Origin of the sequence: Hydrogenophaga sp. (assembly GCF_965657535.1) — a bacterium.
In the GTDB taxonomy this organism is placed as follows: Bacteria; Pseudomonadota; Gammaproteobacteria; order Burkholderiales; family Burkholderiaceae_C; genus Hydrogenophaga.
The window spans coordinates 370,498-390,175 of the sequence record NZ_CBFHOP010000002.1; the positions used below are offsets into that span (position 1 = coordinate 370,498).

The 19,678-nt window shown below is 65.1% G+C and carries 20 protein-coding genes; 12 read left to right on the top strand and 8 right to left on the bottom strand.

Annotated elements, in window-relative coordinates:
* Position 1: 1 nt before the first annotated feature.
* Complete coding sequence (locus ACTG4K_RS04540; protein WP_439113003.1) at positions 2–727, top strand: DUF2726 domain-containing protein; 726 nt, start codon at positions 2–4, stop codon at positions 725–727.
* Between the two features lie 16 nt (positions 728–743).
* On the opposite strand, the gene glmU is transcribed toward ACTG4K_RS04540, so the two are convergent.
* Entirely contained in the window at positions 744–2,141 is a 1,398-nt protein-coding gene (gene glmU, locus ACTG4K_RS04545; RefSeq protein WP_439113004.1) for a bifunctional UDP-N-acetylglucosamine diphosphorylase/glucosamine-1-phosphate N-acetyltransferase GlmU, read from the bottom strand.
* On the opposite strand from glmU, the gene ACTG4K_RS04550 reads away from it, so the two are divergent.
* The 6 genes from ACTG4K_RS04550 (at position 2,140) to ACTG4K_RS04575 (ending at position 7,088) form a co-directional block, all read left to right on the top strand.
* Positions 2,140–3,138 (top strand): DUF6279 family lipoprotein, encoded by a 999-nt coding sequence (locus tag ACTG4K_RS04550; RefSeq protein WP_439113005.1) that lies wholly within the window; start codon positions 2,140–2,142, stop codon positions 3,136–3,138. The two genes, glmU and ACTG4K_RS04550, sit on opposite strands and share 2 nt — an antisense overlap.
* Before the next feature lie 178 nt (positions 3,139–3,316).
* Entirely contained in the window at positions 3,317–4,069 is a 753-nt protein-coding gene (locus tag ACTG4K_RS04555; RefSeq protein WP_439113142.1) for a GntR family transcriptional regulator, read from the top strand.
* Positions 4,066–4,857: a transporter substrate-binding domain-containing protein gene (locus ACTG4K_RS04560; protein ID WP_439113006.1), complete on the top strand. Its 792-nt coding sequence runs from the start codon at positions 4,066–4,068 to the stop codon at positions 4,855–4,857. The genes ACTG4K_RS04555 and ACTG4K_RS04560 overlap by 4 nt, the downstream gene beginning before the upstream one ends.
* Before the next feature lie 177 nt (positions 4,858–5,034).
* Positions 5,035–5,706 (top strand): amino acid ABC transporter permease, encoded by a 672-nt coding sequence (locus tag ACTG4K_RS04565; protein ID WP_439113007.1) that lies wholly within the window; start codon positions 5,035–5,037, stop codon positions 5,704–5,706.
* A complete protein-coding gene (locus ACTG4K_RS04570) occupies positions 5,699–6,349 on the top strand; it encodes an amino acid ABC transporter permease (RefSeq protein WP_439113008.1) in 651 nt (216 codons plus the stop codon). The genes ACTG4K_RS04565 and ACTG4K_RS04570 overlap by 8 nt, the downstream gene beginning before the upstream one ends.
* On the top strand, positions 6,336–7,088 hold the full coding sequence (locus ACTG4K_RS04575) for an amino acid ABC transporter ATP-binding protein (RefSeq protein WP_439113009.1): 753 nt from the start codon (positions 6,336–6,338) through the stop codon (positions 7,086–7,088). Before ACTG4K_RS04570 ends, ACTG4K_RS04575 begins: the two co-directional genes overlap by 14 nt.
* A 143-nt stretch (positions 7,089–7,231) precedes the next feature.
* Here the strand turns inward: ACTG4K_RS04575 and ACTG4K_RS04580 are convergent, their stop codons facing one another.
* The 4 genes from ACTG4K_RS04580 to ACTG4K_RS04595 all read right to left on the bottom strand — a co-directional run bounded on the left by ACTG4K_RS04580 (position 7,232) and on the right by ACTG4K_RS04595 (position 10,922).
* On the bottom strand, positions 7,232–8,497 hold the full coding sequence (locus ACTG4K_RS04580) for an anion transporter (protein WP_439113010.1): 1,266 nt from the start codon (positions 8,495–8,497) through the stop codon (positions 7,232–7,234).
* Between the two features lie 94 nt (positions 8,498–8,591).
* Entirely contained in the window at positions 8,592–9,581 is a 990-nt protein-coding gene (locus tag ACTG4K_RS04585) for an MBL fold metallo-hydrolase (RefSeq protein WP_439113011.1), read from the bottom strand.
* 102 nt (positions 9,582–9,683) lie between these two features.
* Complete coding sequence (locus ACTG4K_RS04590) at positions 9,684–10,283, bottom strand: TetR/AcrR family transcriptional regulator (RefSeq protein WP_439113012.1); 600 nt, start codon at positions 10,281–10,283, stop codon at positions 9,684–9,686.
* Positions 10,284–10,445: 162 nt separating this feature from the next.
* Positions 10,446–10,922, bottom strand: a complete 477-nt coding sequence (locus ACTG4K_RS04595) for a DUF2917 domain-containing protein (RefSeq protein WP_439113013.1) — start codon at positions 10,920–10,922, stop codon at positions 10,446–10,448.
* 116 nt (positions 10,923–11,038) lie between these two features.
* On the opposite strand from ACTG4K_RS04595, the gene ACTG4K_RS04600 reads away from it, so the two are divergent.
* Together ACTG4K_RS04600 and ACTG4K_RS04605 are read left to right on the top strand one after the other, a co-directional pair.
* Positions 11,039–12,070 (top strand): LysR substrate-binding domain-containing protein, encoded by a 1,032-nt coding sequence (locus ACTG4K_RS04600; RefSeq protein WP_439113014.1) that lies wholly within the window; start codon positions 11,039–11,041, stop codon positions 12,068–12,070.
* 80 nt (positions 12,071–12,150) lie between these two features.
* Positions 12,151–13,068, top strand: coding sequence for a DMT family transporter (locus tag ACTG4K_RS04605; RefSeq protein ID WP_439113015.1), 918 nt, complete (start codon positions 12,151–12,153; stop codon positions 13,066–13,068).
* 255 nt (positions 13,069–13,323) lie between these two features.
* On the opposite strand, the gene ACTG4K_RS04610 is transcribed toward ACTG4K_RS04605, so the two are convergent.
* Complete coding sequence (locus tag ACTG4K_RS04610) at positions 13,324–13,977, bottom strand: 5-formyltetrahydrofolate cyclo-ligase (RefSeq protein ID WP_439113016.1); 654 nt, start codon at positions 13,975–13,977, stop codon at positions 13,324–13,326.
* Between the two features lie 42 nt (positions 13,978–14,019).
* Here ACTG4K_RS04610 and ACTG4K_RS04615 point away from each other — a divergent pair, with 42 nt between their 5' ends.
* Entirely contained in the window at positions 14,020–15,993 is a 1,974-nt protein-coding gene (locus tag ACTG4K_RS04615) for a transglycosylase SLT domain-containing protein (protein WP_439113017.1), read from the top strand.
* Positions 15,994–16,051: 58 nt separating this feature from the next.
* Positions 16,052–17,008, top strand: a complete 957-nt coding sequence (locus ACTG4K_RS04620) for a complex I NDUFA9 subunit family protein (protein ID WP_439113018.1) — start codon at positions 16,052–16,054, stop codon at positions 17,006–17,008.
* Between the two features lie 85 nt (positions 17,009–17,093).
* Here the strand turns inward: ACTG4K_RS04620 and ACTG4K_RS04625 are convergent, their stop codons facing one another.
* Both ACTG4K_RS04625 and ACTG4K_RS04630 read right to left on the bottom strand, forming a co-directional pair.
* Complete coding sequence (locus ACTG4K_RS04625) at positions 17,094–18,392, bottom strand: OmpP1/FadL family transporter (RefSeq protein WP_439113019.1); 1,299 nt, start codon at positions 18,390–18,392, stop codon at positions 17,094–17,096.
* Between the two features lie 50 nt (positions 18,393–18,442).
* Positions 18,443–19,018: a DUF302 domain-containing protein gene (locus ACTG4K_RS04630; RefSeq protein WP_439113020.1), complete on the bottom strand. Its 576-nt coding sequence runs from the start codon at positions 19,016–19,018 to the stop codon at positions 18,443–18,445.
* A gap of 221 nt (positions 19,019–19,239) precedes the next feature.
* On the opposite strand from ACTG4K_RS04630, the gene ACTG4K_RS04635 reads away from it, so the two are divergent.
* The gene (locus ACTG4K_RS04635) at positions 19,240–19,563 is read left to right on the top strand and encodes a metal-sensitive transcriptional regulator (protein WP_439113021.1); all 324 of its coding nucleotides are present in this window, start codon (positions 19,240–19,242) and stop codon (positions 19,561–19,563) included.
* Positions 19,564–19,678: the final 115 nt, after the last annotated feature.

Here is a 19,678-nt window from a genome sequence, read left to right on the forward strand (position 1 = left end):
TATGTTGCCTTTGTGGATTGCGTTCACCGTGGCCCTGGCGCTGGTGGCCTTGGGTGTGTGGTCCTGGCGCTGGAACGCGCGGCGCTCGTCCGGCCGCGACGACCGCTACACGCCGGAGCCCATACTCACCGCAGAGCAGGTGCAGATGCTGGACTACCTGCAAGACACCTTCCCTGGGCAGGTGGTGCTGCCCAACGTGGGGCTGAAAGCCATGCTGTCGGTGCGCCGCGCCAAAGACCGCCAGCGTGCTGAAGAGCGACTGCGCAAGCAGCAGGTGGACTTTGTGGTGTGCGGCGAAGACGGTCGCCCCGCATTTGCTTTTGACGTGGAGCAATACCACCTGAGCAACGCCAAGGCCAAGGCGCACCAGGTGAAGATGAAAAACCGCATCTTGAAGACCGCCGGTGTGCGCTTTGTTTTTCTGAAAAACGGCCTGCACCGCATGCCTGCACCTGCGGAATTTCGCAAGCAACTCAACCTGGCCGCCCTGCCCCAGCCCAAGGCCAAAGCGTCGGCCCGCGAAAGTGCGCTGCAGCAGCTGGAAACCCAGTTTTCAGAGTACGACCAGCTCTACCCCACCACCGGCTACCGGGACTCCGAAGTGTTGGGCCTGAGCGGACTGATGGAACTGCAACGCACCGACCGCCGCAGGGGCCACACCGAGACCCAACGCCACCCGTCCAACAGCCGCTCTGACGGCGACTCGCTGGACGTGCGCGGCGGCTGAAAAAAGCCCGAAAAAATCAGGGTTTTTTCTTCACCGGGCGCGGCCAGTCGGCCACGCTGATCTGCTTGCCCCGCGCCACCGAAAGCGCACCGGGCGGCGTGCTCTTGGTGATGGTGGAACCACCACCCACCGTACCGCCGGCGCCAATCGTCACAGGCGCCACCAACACGCAGTTGCTGCCCACGTGCACGTCGGCTTCGATCACCGTGCGGTGCTTGTTCGCGCCGTCGTAGTTGGCGGTGATGCTGCCCGCGCCGTAGTTCACGCGCTCGCCCACATCGGCGTCGCCCAGGTAGGCCAGGTGGTTGGCTTTGGCGCCTGCAGCCAGGGTGCTGTTTTTCACTTCCACAAAATTGCCAATGTGCACCTCGGGCCCCAGCTTGGCGCCAGGGCGCAGGCGGGCAAACGGACCAATCAGCGCCCCTGGGCCCACACGCACGCCCAGCTTCTCGCCGTCAATGTGGGTAAACGGATGGATCACCGCACCCGCTTCAATCTCGGCATTGGCGATCACGCAGTGGGCCCCAATGCGCACGCCGTCGCCCAGCACCACGCGGCCCTCAAACACGCAGTTCACGTCAATGTCTACGTCTTGCCCGCACAGCAGTTCGCCGCGCACGTCCAGCCGCGCCGGGTCGGCCAGGCGGGTGCCTTGCTCCATCAGGCCTTCAGCCACGCGGCGCTGGTAGGCCCGTTCCAGCTCGGCCAGCTGCAGCGGGCTGTTCACGCCCGCCACCTGCACCGCGTCGGCAATGCGGTGCGCTTGCACGCTCAGGCCGTCGGTCACGGCAAACTTCACCACGTCGGTCAGGTAGTACTCGCTCTGCGCGTTCTGGTTGTCCAGCCGGGCCAGCCAGCCCTTCAGCAGCCGGGTGGGCACGGCCATGATGCCGCTGTAAATCTCGGTGATGGTGCGCTGGGCGTCGCTGGCGTCCTTGTGCTCCACGATGGCCTGCACCGAAGCATCGGCCGCTCGCACGATGCGGCCATAGCCCGTGGGGTTGGGCATGTCCAGCGTCAGCAGCGCCAGGCGCTCGCCGGCGCACAGGTCCAGCAGCGCTTGCAGGGTTTCGGGTTGGGTCAGCGGCACGTCGCCCGACAGCACCAGCGTTACGCCATCGTCGGGCAGCGCGGGAGCTGCCTGCTGAACCGCGTGGCCGGTGCCCAGCTGCGGTTCCTGGCGCACGTATTTGAGCTCGGTGCCGCCAGCGGGCGCTTGCAGGCTGGCTTCCACCCGCTCGGCCCCGTGGCCGGTGATCACCACCACCGAGCGGGCCGATAGCCGCGCTGCCGTGTCGATCACGTGCTGGGCCAATGCACGCCCGCCCAATCGGTGCAACACTTTGGGCCGCAGGCTTTTCATGCGCGTGCCTTTGCCCGCCGCCATCACCACCACATCCACCGGGAACGACATGAACACCTCTGCTGAGCCCCAAAAGAGCCCTTGGTTGATTGATCCAAAGATTATCGCCCGCCGCGTTTTGCTGGCCCTGGCGCTGGCGGCCACGCTGGTTGCGCTGGGCGCCTGCAGCACCGCGCGCCTGGCCTACAACCAGGCACCCAACCTGCTCTATTGGTGGCTCGACGGTTATGTGGACTTCACCAGCGCGCAGTCGCCCCAGGCCCGGCAAGACATTGACGCCTTCCTGGCCTGGCACCGCAGCACCGAACTGCCCACCTACGCCCGCCAGCTGCAGCAGTGGCAAGCAATGGCCACACAAGACATGACCCCGGCGCAGGCCTGCGCGCAATTTGAAGCCGTGCGCGCCGCCGTGCAGCGCGCCAGCGAACGCAGCCTGGAGCCGCTCACCCGCCTGGCCCAACAGCTCAGCCCCGAGCAACAGGCCCACCTGCAACGCCACCAGAGCAAGAGCAACGAGTCGTTTGAAAAAGATTTTTTGCGCGGCAGCCCCGAGCAGCGCCTGGGCCAGCGGCTGGACAAAGCCGTTAGCCGCAGCGAAATGCTCTACGGCCGCCTGAGCCCCGACCAGCGCGAGCTGCTGCAAAGCAGCCTGCAGCAGTCGCCCTGGGACGCGCAAAAAACCCAGCAAGAGCGGCTGCGCCGCCAGAGCGATCTGCTGCAGACCCTTCAAACCGTGCAAGCCCTGAAAAACGGCAACGGCAACGGCAACGGCAACGGCAATGGCAACGGCAATGGCAATGGCAATGGCAATGGCAATGGCAACGGGGCGGTGAATGCCGCAGCACTCAACGCCACCCGCAGCTACCTGGCTCGCGTGCTTCAGTCACCCACGCCCGGCTACAGCGCTTACAGCCAAACCCAGGTGCAACACGGCTGCGCCCAGTTTGCCGCGCTGCACAACACCACCACCCCCGAACAGCGCGCCAACGCCGTGCGCGTGCTCAAGGGCTACGAAGACGATTTGCGGGCGCTGGTGGCGCAACGCTGAGGCCACGCGCCAAACTGGGGCAGGGGCCAACCCCACCCGCGAAAACCGCACCACAGCGGACCTTGGGGTCGGGTTCTTGATCTGATCACCGCACAAGCCCGGTGCATCCATCTTGCATACAAGACTGGTATGGCCATGGCACGGAATTCGCATGGAAGAAGCCCACAAAGGTTTTTTCATGGTCAGCTCCACCGACATCGCCCAACGCATCATCGAAGCCATCCTGGCGCAGCGCCTGGCCCCCGGCACCCGACTGGGCGAGCAGAGCCTGTCGATGCTGTTCGACTGCAGCCGCACCCTGGTGCGCGAGGCACTGGTGCGCCTGGCCACACGCGGCATCGTCACCGTCAGCTCGCGCCGCGGCTGGTACGTGGTGCAGCCTTCGCACGACGAAGCGCGTGAGGCCTTCGAGGCGCGGCGCGTCATCGAAACCGGCCTCATCCGCCGCACCGGACCGGTGGACAAGGCTGCGGTCAAACGCCTGAAGCAACACCTCAAGCAGGAGCAAGACGCGCTCAAAGGCGATGACGTGGGCCAGCGCAGCTACCTGCTGGGCGACTTCCACGTTTGTCTGGCCGAATGCCTGGGCAACCAGTTGCTGGCCGACACGCTGCGCGACTACACCGCGCGCACCACGCTGATCGCCATGCTCTACCAAAGCACGCACGACGCGGTGCAGTCCTGCCAGGACCACGTGGCCATCGTCGAAGCGCTGGCGCGCGACGACGTGGCCGAGGCCGAGCGCCTGATGGAAGAACACATTGGCCAGGTGCAGGCCGCCCTGCGCCTGGCCCCGGCCAACGACCCGCTGGCCAACCTGCGCGAAGCGCTGGCACCCATCTCCCCCGCACCGCGCGCGCCCAAGGGCCGCGCGGGCGCCCATGCCCCCTCCCCACCCACCCCTGAAACCTACCTAGGAAACTTGATATGAAAACCACCAAACGCCTGTTTCTCGCCACCGTTGCCGTGGGCGCGCTCGCCAGCTTGGGCGCCGCCCACGCCCAGACCGCACTCGACGATGTGATGAAGGCCAAGACCATCAAGATCGCCATCCCGACCGACTTTCCGCCCTACGGCTTCGTCGGCACCGACCTCGCGCCCCAGGGCCTGGACGTTGACACCGCCAGGCTCATCGCCACCAAGCTGGGTGTGAAGGTCGAGCTGGTGCCCGTGACGAGTGCCAACCGCATCCCCTACCTGCAGACGCGCAAGGCCGACCTCGTCATCTCGACCCTGGGCAAGAACCCCGAGCGTTCGGCTGTGATCGATTTCACCGTCGCCTATTCGCCCTTCTTCCAAGCGGTGTTCGCGTCGAAATCGCTCGCGGTCTCCAGCTTCGCGGATCTCGCCGGCAAATCCATCGGCGTGACCCGTGGTGCCATCGAAGACCAGGAGCTCACCAAGCTCGCCCCGGCCACCGCCGACGTGAAGCGTTTCGAAGACAACAACGCCACCGTCTCGGCCTTCGTCTCGGGCCAGACCCAGCTCATCGCCACCGGCGCTTCGGTGGCCGGCAACATGATGGCGCGCAACCCGCAACTGGGTGCCGAGTACAAGCTGCTGCTGAAAGACAGCCCCAACTTCATTGGCGTGGCCAAGGGCGAAGACGCGCTGCGCCTGAAGGTGAACGAGATCATCGTCATGGCCAAGAAATCGGGCGAGATCGACGCCCTGGCGAAGAAGTGGCTGGGCCGCCCGGCTGGCACGCTTCCCGAGTAATGAACCCCCTTGCGTCTCCATCCCTTCGGGGTGGAACCGGCGCTCTGCCGCTGCGCGGGTCGCTGCCCCAGGAACGGGGAAGGCCCCGGTCCTTCCCGGGTCCGGGGGCTGATTCGCCTTGGGGCGCCCCGCCAGCGAATCGACCTTCGCACCCCCTGACGCATTGAGAGCACACCCATGCGCATCGAATTCGACTTCATCGCCGTGCTGCTGCAGTGGCCGCTGCTCGCCAAGGGCGTGCTCTGGACGCTGGGCCTGACCGCCATCTCGGCCGTTATCGGCCTGCTGGTGGGCACGCTCTGCGCCTGGGCACGCAGCAGCGGGTCGCTGTGGCTGCGCTGGGTGGTGGGCACGTACGTGGAGCTGATCCGCAACACGCCCTTCATCGTGCAGCTGTTCTTCGTCTTCTTCGGGCTGCCGGCCGCGGGCGTGAAGCTCACGCCCGAGACCGCGTCGGTGATCGCCATGGTGATCAACCTCGGCGCCTACGCGGCGGAGATCATCCGCGCCGGCATTGAGGCCACGCCCAAGGGCCAGTTCGAAGCCGCAGCCAGTCTGGCGCTCTCCAAACTGCAAACCTTTCGCTATGTGGTGCTGCCACCAGCCTTGCAGAAGGTGTGGCCCGCGCTCACCAGCCAAATCATCATCGTGATGCTGGGCTCGGCGGTGTGCGGCCAGATCTCCACCGAGGAGCTGAGCTACGCGGCCAACCTCATTCAAAGCCGCAACTTCCGCGCCTTCGAGGCCTTCATCATCGCCACCGGCACCTACCTGCTGCTGTCCATCGGCGTGCGAGCGCTGCTCAACTGGGCTGGCCCGCGTTATCTATTTGGAGGCCGGCGTGGTTGATTTTTCTTTGTGGGACATCTTCCGCAACCTGCTGCTGGCCGCGCGTTGGACGGTGGGTCTGTCGCTCATCGCTTTCATCGGCGGTGGTCTGGTCGGTATGGCCCTGCTGGTGGCGCGCACCGCGCGCTGGCCTGGCGCAGGGCGCTTTGTGGCAGGTTACGTGCAGCTCTTCCAGGGCACGCCGCTGCTGATGCAGCTGTTCCTGGCCTATTTTGGCCTGGCGCTGTTCGGCGTCGACACCTCGGCCTGGGTGGCTGCGGCCGTGGCGCTCACGCTCTACACCAGTGCCTTCCTGGTCGAGATCTGGCGCGGCTGCGTGGCCGCCGTGCCAAAGGGCCAGTGGGAAGCGGCGCAAAGCCTGGCGCTGAGCTTTGGCGAACAGCTGCGTTATGTGGTGCTGCCGCAGGCCACCCGCATCGCGATCGCGCCCACCGTCGGCTTTCTGGTGCAAGTGATCAAGGGCACGGCGCTGGCTTCGGTGATCGGCTTCGTCGAGCTCACCAAGGCCGGCACCATGATCACCAACGCCACCTTCCAGCCCTTCCTGGTCTACAGCTGCGTGGCCCTTTTGTACTTTGCGCTGTGCTTCCCTGTGAGCCTGTATGCGCGTTCATTAGAAAGAAAACTCAATGTCCAGCGCTGACACCACCAAGCCCATCGTCGACATCCACCAGCTGCGCAAGTCCTACGGTAGCAACGAGGTGCTCAAGGGCATCGACCTGCAGGTCAAGCCGGGCGAGGTGATCGCCATCATCGGCAAGAGCGGCTCGGGCAAGAGCACGCTGCTGCGCTGCATCAACGGGCTGGAGGTGTTCCAGTCCGGCAGCCTGAGCGTGGACGGCCAGCCGCTGCTGCACGGCAACGCTGCGGCCATGCGCGAGCTGCGCCAGCACGTGGGCATGATCTTCCAGAACTTCAACCTGTTCCCGCACCTGAACGTGGGCCGCAACGTGATGCTCGCGCCCGGTCTGGTGAAGAAGACCGACAAGACCAGCGGCGAGCAGCGCGCGCGGCAGCTGCTGGACCGCGTGGGCCTGGGCGAAAAGTTTGACGCCTTCCCCGACCAGCTCTCCGGCGGCCAGCAGCAGCGCGTGGCGATCGCGCGGGCGCTGGCCATGGAGCCCAGCGTGCTGCTGTGCGACGAGATCACGTCCGCGCTCGACCCCGAACTCGTGGGCGAGGTGCTGCGCGTGGTGGAGTCGCTGGCCGTTGAGGGCATGACCCTGCTGATGGTGACCCATGAGATGAATTTCGCCCGCAAGGTGAGCGACCGCGTGATCTTCATGCACCAGGGCCGCGTGCACGAAATGGGCCCACCGGCGGAACTGTTTGCGTCGCCCAAGACACCCGAGCTGCAACAGTTCCTGGCGTCGATCCACTGACCCCCCGCGTCGCCTTCGGCGTCACCCCCAAGGGGGGGGGGCGGCACTGGCGGTCCGGTAAAGCCGGTTCTGCGGTGCCCTGCGCTGGGGTGGCTGCAACCGTTGCGGGTCACGCGCCGGGGAATGCACCCAGGGGCAATGCTTCAGCCAGCCCAGCGCATCCAGCCCCACACCACGGCCAGCGTCGCCAACGTCACCGGAACCCCGGTGCGCGCATGCTGTTTCCAGTCGATGGCAATGCCCTGCTTCGCGGCCAGATCGGCCACGATGAGGTTGGCGATGGAGCCCACCAGCAGCAGGTTGCCGGCAAAGGTGCTCACCAGCGCCAGCAGCACGCCGGCTGGCTGCGGATCGGCACCCAGGTGCGGCAGCAGCAACATGACCGCCGGCACGTTGGACACCAGGTTGGACAGCACCGTGCCCAGCAACAGCAGCGCGCCGGGGTCGGTGAGGTGCACGCCCTGTGCGGCCAGCCAGCCCACCGCATCGGCAGCCAGCCCGGTTTGCCCGAACGCGTGGTTGACCACAAACAGGCCGATGAACAACAGCAGCAACTGCCAGTCCACAAAACCCATGACATCAGCCGAATGGAAGCGGCGCGACAGCAGCAGCGTGGCGGCGCCCACCAGCGCGGCCACTTCGCGGTTCCAGTCGGTCAGCAGGAACACAGCCATCAGCGCGCCAGCCACGGCCAGGCCCTTGGCGGTCTGCCAGCGGTCAAAGGCCGGCGCTTCTTCGGCTTGCAAGCGCACACCCTGCGGCTGCCGCAGTTCGGGCGCGCCGGCACGGGCGCCCGGCCCAAACGCCAGCCAGGCCCACAGCACACCCAGACTGACCGCCACCGGCACCACCGCTGCGCGCAGGTAGCCGCCAAACGGCAACTGCAGCACCGACCCAATGAGCATGTTTTGCGGGTTGCCAATGAGTGTGGCGGCCGAACCGATGTTGGCCGCACACGCCAGCCCAATGAGAAACGGCACCGGGTTGAGCCCACGCTGCAGGCACAGGCGCGCCACCACCGGCGTCATGGCCAGGCAGATGATGTCGTTGGAAAACACGGCCGACAGCCCGCCCGCCACGCCAATCAGCGCCGCCAGCAGGCCCGATCGCGACAGCGCCAGGCCGCCCACGCGGCGCGTGACCTCGGTGTAGAAACCGCCCAGCCGCATTTGGGCCGAAACCACCATGAAAGCGAACAGCAGCACGATGGTGGGCAGGTCCACCGCGCGCGCGGCCTCTTCCAGCGGCATGCCGGTGAACGCGATCACCGCAATGGCGCCCAGCAGCGCCACACCCGAACGGTCGAGCTTCAGGCGCGGCAAGCCGCCCAGAAACATGCCCAGATAAACGGTGGCGAACACAGCGACGACGGCCCAGTCGGTGGCGGTGTGGTTGAGGGCGGCGGACATGGCTTGGGGATGCAAGAGAGGGACTGCATCGTAGCGCGCAGCCCAGCAAAAAGCCGCCCGAAGGCGGCCAGTGCGGGGCACAGCAGGCGCTGGCTCAGCTCTGCAGCGCTTTCCACATGTCCATGTCGCGCTCGGCGGTCCAGATGCGGGGGTTTTTGATACCGCTGGCTTCGTCAAAAGCGCGGCTCACGTCAAACGGCAGGCAGTGTTCGTAAATGAACACGTGGCCAAACACCGGGTCCATGCTCTTGCGGGTGTGGGCCATGGCGGCTTTGAGGTCCATGCCGGCGGCGGCGGCTTCTTTGCCGGCGGCAAACAGGGTCGTGACCCAGCGCTGGGTGTAGTCCAGCGCTTTGTTCACGTCGGCGTTGCCTTTCATGGCTTCGCCGCGGCCGGGCACGATGAACTCGGCCTTGAGCGCGCGCAGGGCTTCGAGCGTGGCGGGCCATTCGGCCAGTTGCGCGTCGCCGGTGTACACGCCAGCTTCGTATTCGACCAGGTCGCCGCTGAACAGCACTTTTTCTTCTTCCACCCAGGCGATGGTGTCGCCCCGGGTGTGGCCGTGGCCCGGGCTCCAGATTTGCACGTTCACACCGCCCAGGTCGATGGTGAGTTTGCCGGGCACTTCGCCCTTGGTGGCGTCGCCGCCGCCGATGACCATGGTGGGCCAGGTGAGGCCGGGCACCGAGTCGGCACCACGGAACAGGCGCGGGAAGCGCTCCATTTCGCTCTGCATATCTTGTGCGCCGCGCTCTTGGATGAGTTCGAGCGTGCCCTGGGTGGCAATGATTTCGGTGGCGCCTTCGGCCGCATAAGCGCTGGCACCCAGCACGCGCACGGCGTGGTAGTGGGTCAGCAACACGTATTTGATGGGCTTGTCGGAGACGGTGCGGATCTGCTTGATCAGGTCGCGCGCCATGGCCGGGGTGGCGGTGGCGTCGCTGACCATGATGAATTTGTCGCCAATGATGACGCCCGAGTTCGGGTCGCCTTCAGCGGTGTAGGCCCAGCAATGGGGGCTGAGCTGCTCGAAAGTGATCTTTTTGTCTTCCAGGTCGGCCTGGGATGCGAAAGCTTTGCTCATGGGAGGTCTCCAGTGTGGGCGGGCAACAAGTAGCCGTATTTTACCTAAACGAAACGAATTTCACATAAGTGAATTTTTAACCCACCCGCCGGGCCGCATTTTTCAGCCGGCAAAGCCGCGCTCAAGCACAGCCACCACTTCGTCGGCAAAGGCCGCGTAGCTCATGGGGCCATCGGGGCGCAGCCAGGTGAAGGTCCAGTTGATCATGCCAAACAGCATCATGGTGAGCGCGGTTTGGTTGGCCGGGGTGACGCGTTCGGGGTAAGCGCGCTTCAGAAAACGGGTGACGGCGGCGACCACGTCGCGCTGGCGGTTCAGGATGAGTTCGCGCTGGATATCGCCCAAGAACTTGGTGTCGGACACCAGCGACACATGGCGCGTGGCGGAGTGTTCGTATTCGTCCAAAAAGGCGCGCACCAGTTCGCTCAGCGCGTCGCGATCGTTCAGGTTTTTGCGCTGGGCACGCGCTTCGGCCTCGCCAATGAGCGCCAGCAGCCGCTGGGTGTAGCGGTCGAGCAGGTCAAACAGGATAGCTTCTTTGCTCTCGTAATAGTGGTAGAGCCGCGCCTTGCTGGTGCCGCAGGCGGTGGCAATGTCGTTCATGCTGGCGGCCGGAAAACTCTGGCGGGCAAAGCATTGCGAGGCGACGTCGAGAATCTCTTCGCGCTTGAGGTCGTGGGAGGCAGATTTGGGGCGGGCCATGGGTGGATTCTCCCACTGGGTGTGGTTCACCCCCGCTTGCTCGCTGCGGGGAGCCACGCCACCCCTCAAGGGGCAACGCCTGCGGCATGGCAAAGCCCGTTGCGCGGCGTTCTGGGTTCAAGGCCCTTCGCGCTGGGCCGACAGGCGGCCAGCTCGCCAGCGTCAAGAGCGCAAGGACTCCAGCGGTGAAAGTACGCGCCCGCGCCCGGGCACCAGGAATTCGCCATAGCCAAGCAAGCCGCGCAGCACGCGCACGGTGGCCAGGGCAACGTGTCCGAGCGCGGCGGCCAGCTCCCGCAGGGGCAAACCAACTTCCCGCTCGAAGCGGCCGGGGCGGGCCATCGCCGGTGCATCGGTCCAGTCGAAATGCACGGGTGCCGCGTCGCCCGGCGGCGCGATGGGCTCCAGCACCATGCGCGCACCGGCGGGCACGGTCAGCACATCGCCAGGGGCTAAAAAGCGGTCGCCAGCGCTCTGCGGTGTGGCGCCAGCCGGCTGGCCCAGCGTCACCCAGACGCGCCCGCAAAAGACGCGCAACACGGCACTCTGCCTGGAGCGCAGCGCCATGGCGTGGCCGGGGTGCAAGCGCCAGGTTCCGATGGCTGGGCGGCGGCTGGGGGCGACATGGGCGTGTGGCATGGGGACCTCCTGTGAATGCAGATTGGGGTGCATCTTCTCGCTGCACGGGCGCTGCGTCCAATGAAATGGCGCTAAGCTATTGATTCCATAAGCGCATCAATCAGCTCAACCCGACCATGCAGCTCACCACCAGCCACCCCCGCACCCGGCCCATTGCTGCCGGCCACCTGCGCGCCTTTGACGCGGTGGCCCGGCACCTGAACTTTCGCGCCGCAGGCGAAGAGCTTTCGCTCACGCAGAGCGCGGTGAGCCGGCAGATTCAGGCGCTGGAAGACGAGGTGGGTGCTGCGCTTTTCTTGCGCCACACGCGGGCGGTGGAGCTCACCAGCGCGGGCGCGCAGTTGCTGCGCGCCACGGGCCTGGCACTGGAACGCGTTGATGCGGCGGTGCGGCAGATTCGCCAGAGTGCGGGGCGCAAGAGCGTGGCCATCACCACCTGGGCGTCGTTTGCGTCCATGTGGCTGATTCCCCGGCTGGAAGCGTTTCAGCGCGAGCACCCGGACATTGACATCCGCATTGATGCGTCAGATGCCGCGGTGGACCTGGCCACCGCCGATGTGGACCTGGCCTTGCGCTACGTGGTTCCGCAAGCGGCACCGGTGGGGGCCATTCGCTTGTTTGGCGAGCAGCTCACGCCCGTAGCCAGCCCCTGGCTGCTGAAAGAACACCGCCTGGCCCAGGTGGAAGACCTGGCCAAGATGACGCTGATTGAAGCTGGCGACGCCCACCGCACCCGCCACCTGGAGTGGCTCACCTGGCAGCGCTGGCTGGACCAGTTTGGCCGCACCGCGCCACCGCGCCAAGCCGCACGCGGGGCCAAGGCCGTCGTGGCGCACAAGCTCACGCCGCAGCGCTGGCTGTACTTCAACTACGCGCACCAGATCGTGCAGGCCGCGCTCACTGGCCAGGGCGTGGCGCTGGCGCGCCTGCCGCTGGTGGCCGAAAGCCTGGCCAGCGGCGCGCTGGTGGAACCGCTGCCGCACACGCGCATGGACTCGCCGCTGGCCTACTGGCTGGTGGTGGCGCCGCGCAGCCACCAGCGCCCGGAGGTGAAGGCGTTTTGCGACTGGCTGCAGCAGCAAGCCGCCGCCACCCGCGAAGCCATTGGCGACGTGCCCGACCCCGACACGGTGGACCATCTGGATTGACGCGCGTTGGTGCTGTGTGCGGCCGATCGGTGGGGCACACTCAGCGGCCCACGCACCGGTCCTCGCTCGATTTCCAATCCATGCCCCAGCCCAACCACCACCCCAGCGGCAACCTGCGCAGCATCATCGCCATGTTGGTGGCGGTGGGCTTTTTCGCGGTGATGGACGCGGTGCTCAAGCTGCTGTCCACCCGCTACCCGGTGCTGCAGATTGCAGCGCTGCGCGGCGCCACCGCGCTGCCGCTGGTGCTGCTCTACGTAGCCTGGCGCGGCGCGTGGCACACGGTGTGGCGGGTGCGCTGGCCGCTGCACCTGCTGCGCGGCGCGCTGGGCATCACCATGCTGTCGCTGTTCACGCTGGGGGTGCGCGAGCTGCCGCTGTCGGCCACCTACACGCTGTTTTTCATTGCCCCGCTGCTGATTACTGTGCTGTCGGTGCCGGTGCTGAAGGAACGCGTACCAGCGGCCCACTGGTGGGCTATTGCGATCGGCTTTGTGGGGGTGCTGATTGCGCTGCGCCCGAACGGCGAAGACCTGCAAGCCGGCTTCGTGACCTCCGGCGGGCTGGCCGTGCTGGGGGCGGCGCTGTGCTACGCGGTGGCGGCGGTGGCGGGCCGGCTGGCCAGTCGCACCGACAGCAGCGAAAGCATGGTGCTCTGGATGATGGTGATGATGGCCGTGGGTGCGGGGGTTTTGGCCGCGCCCGGCTGGGTGGCCATTCAGCGCACAGACGCCGCGCTGCTGCTGGCGCTGGCCATCACCGGCTTTGGCGGCCAGCTGGCCATTACCGAAGCGTTTCGCCACGGTCAGGCATCGGCCGTAGCGCCCTTCGAATACAGCGCCCTGGCCTGGGGCGTGGGGCTGGACTGGCTGATCTGGCAAAGCCTGCCCGCGCCCCATACCTGGCTGGGCGCGGCCATCATTGTGGGCAGTGGCTTGTATCTGGTGCGGCGCGAAAAACGCATCACCGAAGTACATGCCAATGCGGAGCATCCCTGAAGGTGAGCGCGATCGCCAGCAACTTCGTCCTCCCGCCTGCAGGAGACAGTCGCAGCGGGGAGCGTGGCCCGTTTCACCGCCGGCCCGCCCCAAGGTGAAACAGCCCCCTCGGGGGGCAGCGAACCACACGCAGCGGAGAGCGTGGCCCGTTTCACCGCCGGCCCGCCCCAAGGTGAAAGAGCCCCCCCGGGGGGCAGCGCACCACTTGCGGCATCGGCTGTGGCCGACGCCGGGGCAGTGGGGAGCGTGGGGGCTCTACCTCTCAGGCCACATCACCCCGGTGTCGGCAAGAATCGCGTCCAGCGGCACATCGTGTATTTCAGGCTGCAGGCCGGGCAGGTAGGCGAAGTCGTAGCCCAGGCCCACGGTGAAGGGTTTGGGCTGCAGGCTGGCCAGGGTGCGGTCGTAAAAACCACCGCCATAACCCAGGCGGTAGCCGCCCGGCCCATAGCCCACGCAGGGCACAAAGATCAACGTGGGCGTCACCACTTCGGTGTCTTTGGGTTTGGGAATGCCGTAAGCATCTTCTTCCATGGGGCAGCCGGGGTACCAGGTATGGAAGGTGAGCGTTTTGTCCACCTTGTTGACCACCGGCAGCGCAATGCGGCGGTGCCGCTGGGCACCTTGGGCGTCTTCTTCCAGCCCAGCTTCTTGCCAGCGAAACAGCGCGGGCAGGGGGTCAAACTCACCTTTGATGGGCCAGTAGGCGCCAATGATGGCGTCGGGCCGCTCGATCAACCAGACCCGCATGACGCGCTGCAGCAGGTCGTTGCGCCAAGCGCGGTCGACCAGGTTTTGGCGCTTCTCCACCAAGGCTTTGCGCCAGGCCGCTTTTTGCGTCACCACCGCTGATCCGTCAGCCTGCTTCAAAGGGAGTTGGGGGGAACTTTGACCGTCTTTGTTGTCCATAATCAGCAGATGAAACTGGTAAGCCTGAAACAGGGAAAAATAATGAAGCGAGGTCTCGCAACCATTATGGCCGTGCTGGCGCTGCAAGAAATGGCTTGGGCGCAAACACCAGCTGATACGGCGCTACTGGACATGCGTGAAGCGTTTCGGCGCAACAACACCGGGCAGCTGGCCGCTTTGCTGCCCCGCGTGCGCGGCCACGCACTGGAACCGCTGGCCATTTATTGGGACATGAAGGCCCGGCTCGAAACCGCGCCAGCGACCGAGATACGCGCCGCCATGGACCGCATGGCCGGCAGCTACTGGGAAGACCGACTGCGCAACGACTGGCTGTTGCAACTGGGCAAGCAGCGCGACTGGGCCACGTTTGAAGCCGAGCTGCCCAAATTCCGTATGAACGACGACCGCCAGATACAGTGCTACGCGCTCATGCTGGACGCTGTGGCCGGGCGCACCCCCGCCAGCGAAGCCGCGCGCCAGGTGGCACCGCTGTGGCACGCCCAGCGCGACCTGGACGACGGCTGCGCCACCGCCGCCCGGGCGCTCTTGGACAGCGGCCACCTGAAACCCCTGGCGGTGTGGCAGCGCGCCCGCCTGGCCATGGACGCCAACAAACCCCGCGCGGTGGCGCAGGCGGTGGCCATGCTCGACCCGGACTGGGTGCCCATGATCGAGGCCCTGGCCAAAGACCCGGCGAAGTACCTGGACGAAAAGTTCACCGCGATCCGCCCGCGCACCAAAGAAATGGTGACGCTGGCCGCCATCCGCCTGGCCGCCAGCGACCCGACGGCAGCAGCCCTTGAACTGCAGCGCAAGCGCTGGGTGACGCAGCTCACGCAAGAAGAGCGTGGCTGGCTGTGGGGCGTGATTGGCCGGCGTTCGGCCCAAAAGCTGCAAGACGACGCACTGACCCATTTCGCCAACGGGCAAGACCGCTTTATGCACGACGACCACCTGGCCTGGAAAGCCCGCGCCGGGCTGCGCGCTGGCGCCTGGGGCCATGTGCGCGACGCCATTGGCGCCATGAGCGAAACACAGCGTGGCGAGCCGGTGTGGATTTACTGGCGCGCGCGCAGCCTGCAAGCCCTGAAAGAACCCGACGCCGCAGGCGCCCTGACGCAAGCCCGTGCGTTGTACGAATCGATCGCCTCTCCGCGCGGTTTTTACGAACAGCTGGCCATGGAAGAGCTGGGCCGGTCGATCACGGTACCCCCTGCACCGCCACCCCTGACAGCACAAGAAATGGCCGCTGCTGAAAACCACCCCGGTTTGCGCCGCGCCCTGGCCTCAATGCAGCTGGGCCTGCGCAGCGAAGGTGTGCGCGAGTGGCACTACGCGGTCGCGCTGCACGCACCCGGCGGCAAAGCCGAGCGCGAGCTGCTGGCCGCTGCGGCACTGGCCTGCCGCAACGAACTGTGGGACCGCTGCATCAACACCAGCAAGCGCACGCCCGACGCGCTGGACTACAGCCAGCGCTTTCCGATGCCCCACCAGAGCGCCGTCGTGCAACGGTCCAATGCCATTGGCCTGGACCCGGCTTATGTGTACGGGCTGATTCGGCAAGAAAGCCGCTTTGTGATGAACGCGCGTTCGCATGTGGGCGCATCTGGCCTCATGCAGGTGATGCCCGCCACCGCCAGCTGGACGGCGCGCAAGATCGGGCTGAGTGGCTTCAAGGCGGGGCAGATCAACGAGCTGGACACCAACATCCTGATCGGCACGGCCTACCTGAAATTTGCGCTGGACGACTTTGAAGGCTCTCTGCCCATGGCGGCTGCTGCCTACAACGCCGGACCTGGACGCCCCCGCGCCTGGCGCAACGGCCCCACGCTGCCCGGCGAGATCTGGGCTGAGAACATTCCGTTTGACGAAACACGCGACTACGTCAAGCGCGTGCTTGCCAACACCACCAACTACGCCGCGCTCATCACCGGGCAGCCCCAGTCACTGCGTGCACGCCTGGGCGTGGTGGGCCCGCGCGCCGACGCCGTGGCCATCAACCGCGACCTGCCCTAAGCAACGGAATGCAGCACCTGGCCGTTCTGATACCGACCCAACCGCAACCAAACCCTCTATGAAAAACATCCTCGTCCTCGGCGGCACCGGCTTTGTGGGCCGCCATGTGTGTGAAAAGCTCCACCGCATGGGCTGGCGCATCACCGTGCCCACGCGCCGCGCCATCAACGCCGCCGCCGTGCAGCACCTGCCCCGCGTAACCGTGCTGGAAGCCGATGTGCACGACGAAGCCCAGCTGACCCGCCTGCTGCCGGGGCACGACGCCGTGGTCAACCTCGTGGCCATCTTGCACGGCACTGAAGCCGCTTTTGAGCATGTGCATGTGCAGCTTCCCACCAAGCTCGCGCGCGCCTGCGCGGTCACCGGTGTACGCCGCGTGGTTCATGTGAGCGCACTCGGCGTGGGCCTGGACGGCCCTTCGCGCTACCAGCGCAGCAAAGCCCGGGGCGAAGCCGTTTTGCGCCAGGCCAGCCTGGACCTGACCGTGCTGCGCCCAAGCGTGATCTTTGGCGCTGGCGACCGCTTTCTGAACCTGTTTGCCCGACTGCAAGCGGTGTTTCCCGTGATGCCGCTGGCCGGAGCGGGTGCCCGTTTTCAACCCGTGTGGGTGGACGACGTGGCCAGCGCCGTGCTGGCCTGCCTGCAACACGGCAGCCAGGCCCAAAGCACCGTGGGCCAGACCTACGAATGCGCCGGGCCTGAGGTGTTGACGCTGGGCGAGCTGGTGCGCCTGGCCGGGCGCTTCGGCAGCACCGAGCGCCCCGTGTTGCCGCTGCCCATGGCCGTGGGCCGGCTGCAGGCGCTCATGATGGAACTGGCACCGGGTGAGCCACTCATGAGCCGGGACAACCTGGCCGCCATGTCGGTGGACAACGTGGCCAGCGGCCAGTGCCCCGGTCTGTCGGTGCTGGGCATTGCGCCTGCGCGTGTGGCAGCCATTGCACCCAGCTACCTGGGCGACCGCGGTGGCCGCAGCGCCTTGCTGCAAGCCCGTCAGGGCGCTGGCCGACGCTGACCGAGCGCCACCGTTCAGACGAAAAAAGGCCACCCAGTCTTTTGGACCGGGTGGCCGAATGAGACCCCGTCTCAGATGAAGACAATCAAAATTTCATGCCCCACTGAATGCCTATCGAGTTCTGGCGCATGCTGACCGTTTCTTGCACCAATGGGCTTTCAGGGGGAAGCAGGCCGTTGAACAACGACGCTCCCGTGACAGACACGCGAGGTGCGTGCATGAAGTGCCAACTGAGCTCAGACGTTGGGCTCATGGCGTAAGTGCCCCCAAACGTGATGTGCGTTTTCATGACACCTGGCGCCAAAATGTTGGGCGTGATGTTTGCGCTGGTGACCGGATTAGTACCCTTGTTCACACCAAAGCGCAACGTCGTCTTTGGGTTCATCTGCCACTGCACACCCAGCTTGACCACATTGACATCTTTCCAGCCAAATCCACCTCCGTCAGGGGCTCCCATATTGAACCCTGCAGGATTGCCGATGGAGGGCACCTTGCTGTAGTTGATGCGGTTGTAATCGAGTGCAATGTGCACCGACGAAGTGGCCTGAAAAGCAACGCCTACACCGTAGTTTTCTGGAATATCAAACTTCCCATCGTCCGCAAACAGCCCTGCGTAATCGTTGAAACGACCCATGCTGATTTTGGGTGAATAAGAAGCCCCAATGGACATTTGGTCCGAAAGCTTGCCCATGTACCCCAGGCGAATACCAATCCCAGTGCTGCTGTCGTAACCGTTGTTGGTTAGGTTGGCCGGATCGGTTGATGCTCCTGGCAACATTTGAAAAGCCTGCAGGCCAGAGGCCTTGAACTGCTGGTAAACGAGCAGTGGGCTCAACCCGAATGCATGTCCATCGCTGAACTTGTAAGCCACAGTAGGTGCAATGGTCAGTTGCATCAGATCGACACCCAGAGTCCCCATTCCGCACAACGCATTGGAAGTCGGAGATGCTCCGGCCAGCAGCTCGGAACAATCGGTCGTGCCGCCGGGGTAGGTGGTGTTCATACCGCCATTGCCATAAACCGCAATGCCCAAACCAAGCTTATTGGACAACGCCACGTTGTAACCAAACTCGGGAACCAAAAATGTTTTTTTGTCGCTCGCAGCCGAGGTGATCTGCATGCCAGCAAAACTGCGACTCATCTCACGGTCGGGCGCGAACAATTCAAGACCAGCCTCCATGCGGTTGCCTGCGAAAGCGGCCTGAGCGGGGTTATTGGCACCAGCAAAAGCATCCTGTGCCAAGGCAATGCCAGCCCCACCCATGCCTTTGGCCTTGATGCCAAAGCCGTGGGGAAAATAGCCATTGGTGGCATGCGCCGGCAACCAGGCGGTGCCCAGTGCCAGCAGTGCCGCAGCGCGCAGCGCGTGAAGGGGGAATGTCATGAAGTGTCTCCTCGGGTGGATGGTTTTTTATATTGGGAAATCGGTGTTTTTCAGAACTCGCCCTTGGAGCCGCGCTCCATCATTTCCCAGATGGTGTTGCGCACGGCCATGGCCTCTTCTTTCAGGGGAGATGGGAGCTTGCGGCCCATCTTCACCATCATGTCCATGTTGAGGGTGTAGAGCCACAGGCCGTCTTCCTTCTCCACCATGCTGATGCGGCAGGGCAGGTAGGCCGCCATGTGGGGGCTGAAGTCCACCATCTTGCGAGCGGTGTCGGGGCTGCAAAACGAGTACACCGTGAGCAGCTTTTCTTTCTTGCCCGAGCGCGCTTCCAGCTCTTTGGACAGCGGCAGCGTGCCCACATCGCGCATGTTGCGCTCCACCGCCACGCCTTTCAAAATTTGCTCAACCTCGGCGGCACTGATGCCGTCTTTCACCTTGCGCTCCCAGGTGGTCGCGATGGCAATGTCACCACCGCCCTCCACCCAGCGGTCCCACATGCGCGAGGCTTCTGCGCCCGCGCCGTCTTCGAGTTTGCTGATGGTGGCCAGGCTGCCGCAACCGGTGGTCACGAGCAGGGTGGCCGTCAGGGCCAGGCCGATGGAGATGCGCTTGAAGATAGGCATGAAACGGGTCCTCTTTGTCCGTGGGTGATGAAGCTGCGGTTTGACTTTCGTCAAACGTTGCAACCCGTAACTTATCGAACCACCTCTGCTTCGTCATTGGTGACTACCCTAGGGGGTAGGGTACGCACCTAAACCAAAGTCACTATTAGGGAATGCATGAAAGCGCGCGGGGCCGTTTCTTTGGCAAACTCGGGGACAGCCCCTCATTTACAGGACACACCATGGCAGCCATTCCAGCAAAAACCGCGTCCAGTGCCACCGAGCCCTCTGCGGCGTCGGCCTACCGGTCGGAACACCAGCGCGACGTGATCAATCGCCTCAAGCGCATTGAAGGTCAGGTGCGCGGCCTGATTGACATGGTGGAAAGCGGTCGGCCGTGCGAAGACGTGGCGCAGCAAATGTCAGCCGCTCGCAAGGCCATGGACAAGGCCTTTTACCGGATGATGGCCTGCTCGGTGATGGAAGCGGTGTCGGGCTCTGAATCGGAAGTGGACACGTTTCGGGAAGTTGAGCGCTCAACGCGCATTCTGGAAAAGTACGCTTGATGCTTGGCCCAGGGCACTGACCCCGGCCCTGGCGCCACGAACCCGCATCAATTTGCGGGTTTTTTTGCATCAATGCAGCGCCCAGCAGGCCTTAGCATGCAAGTTCTGACAAGGA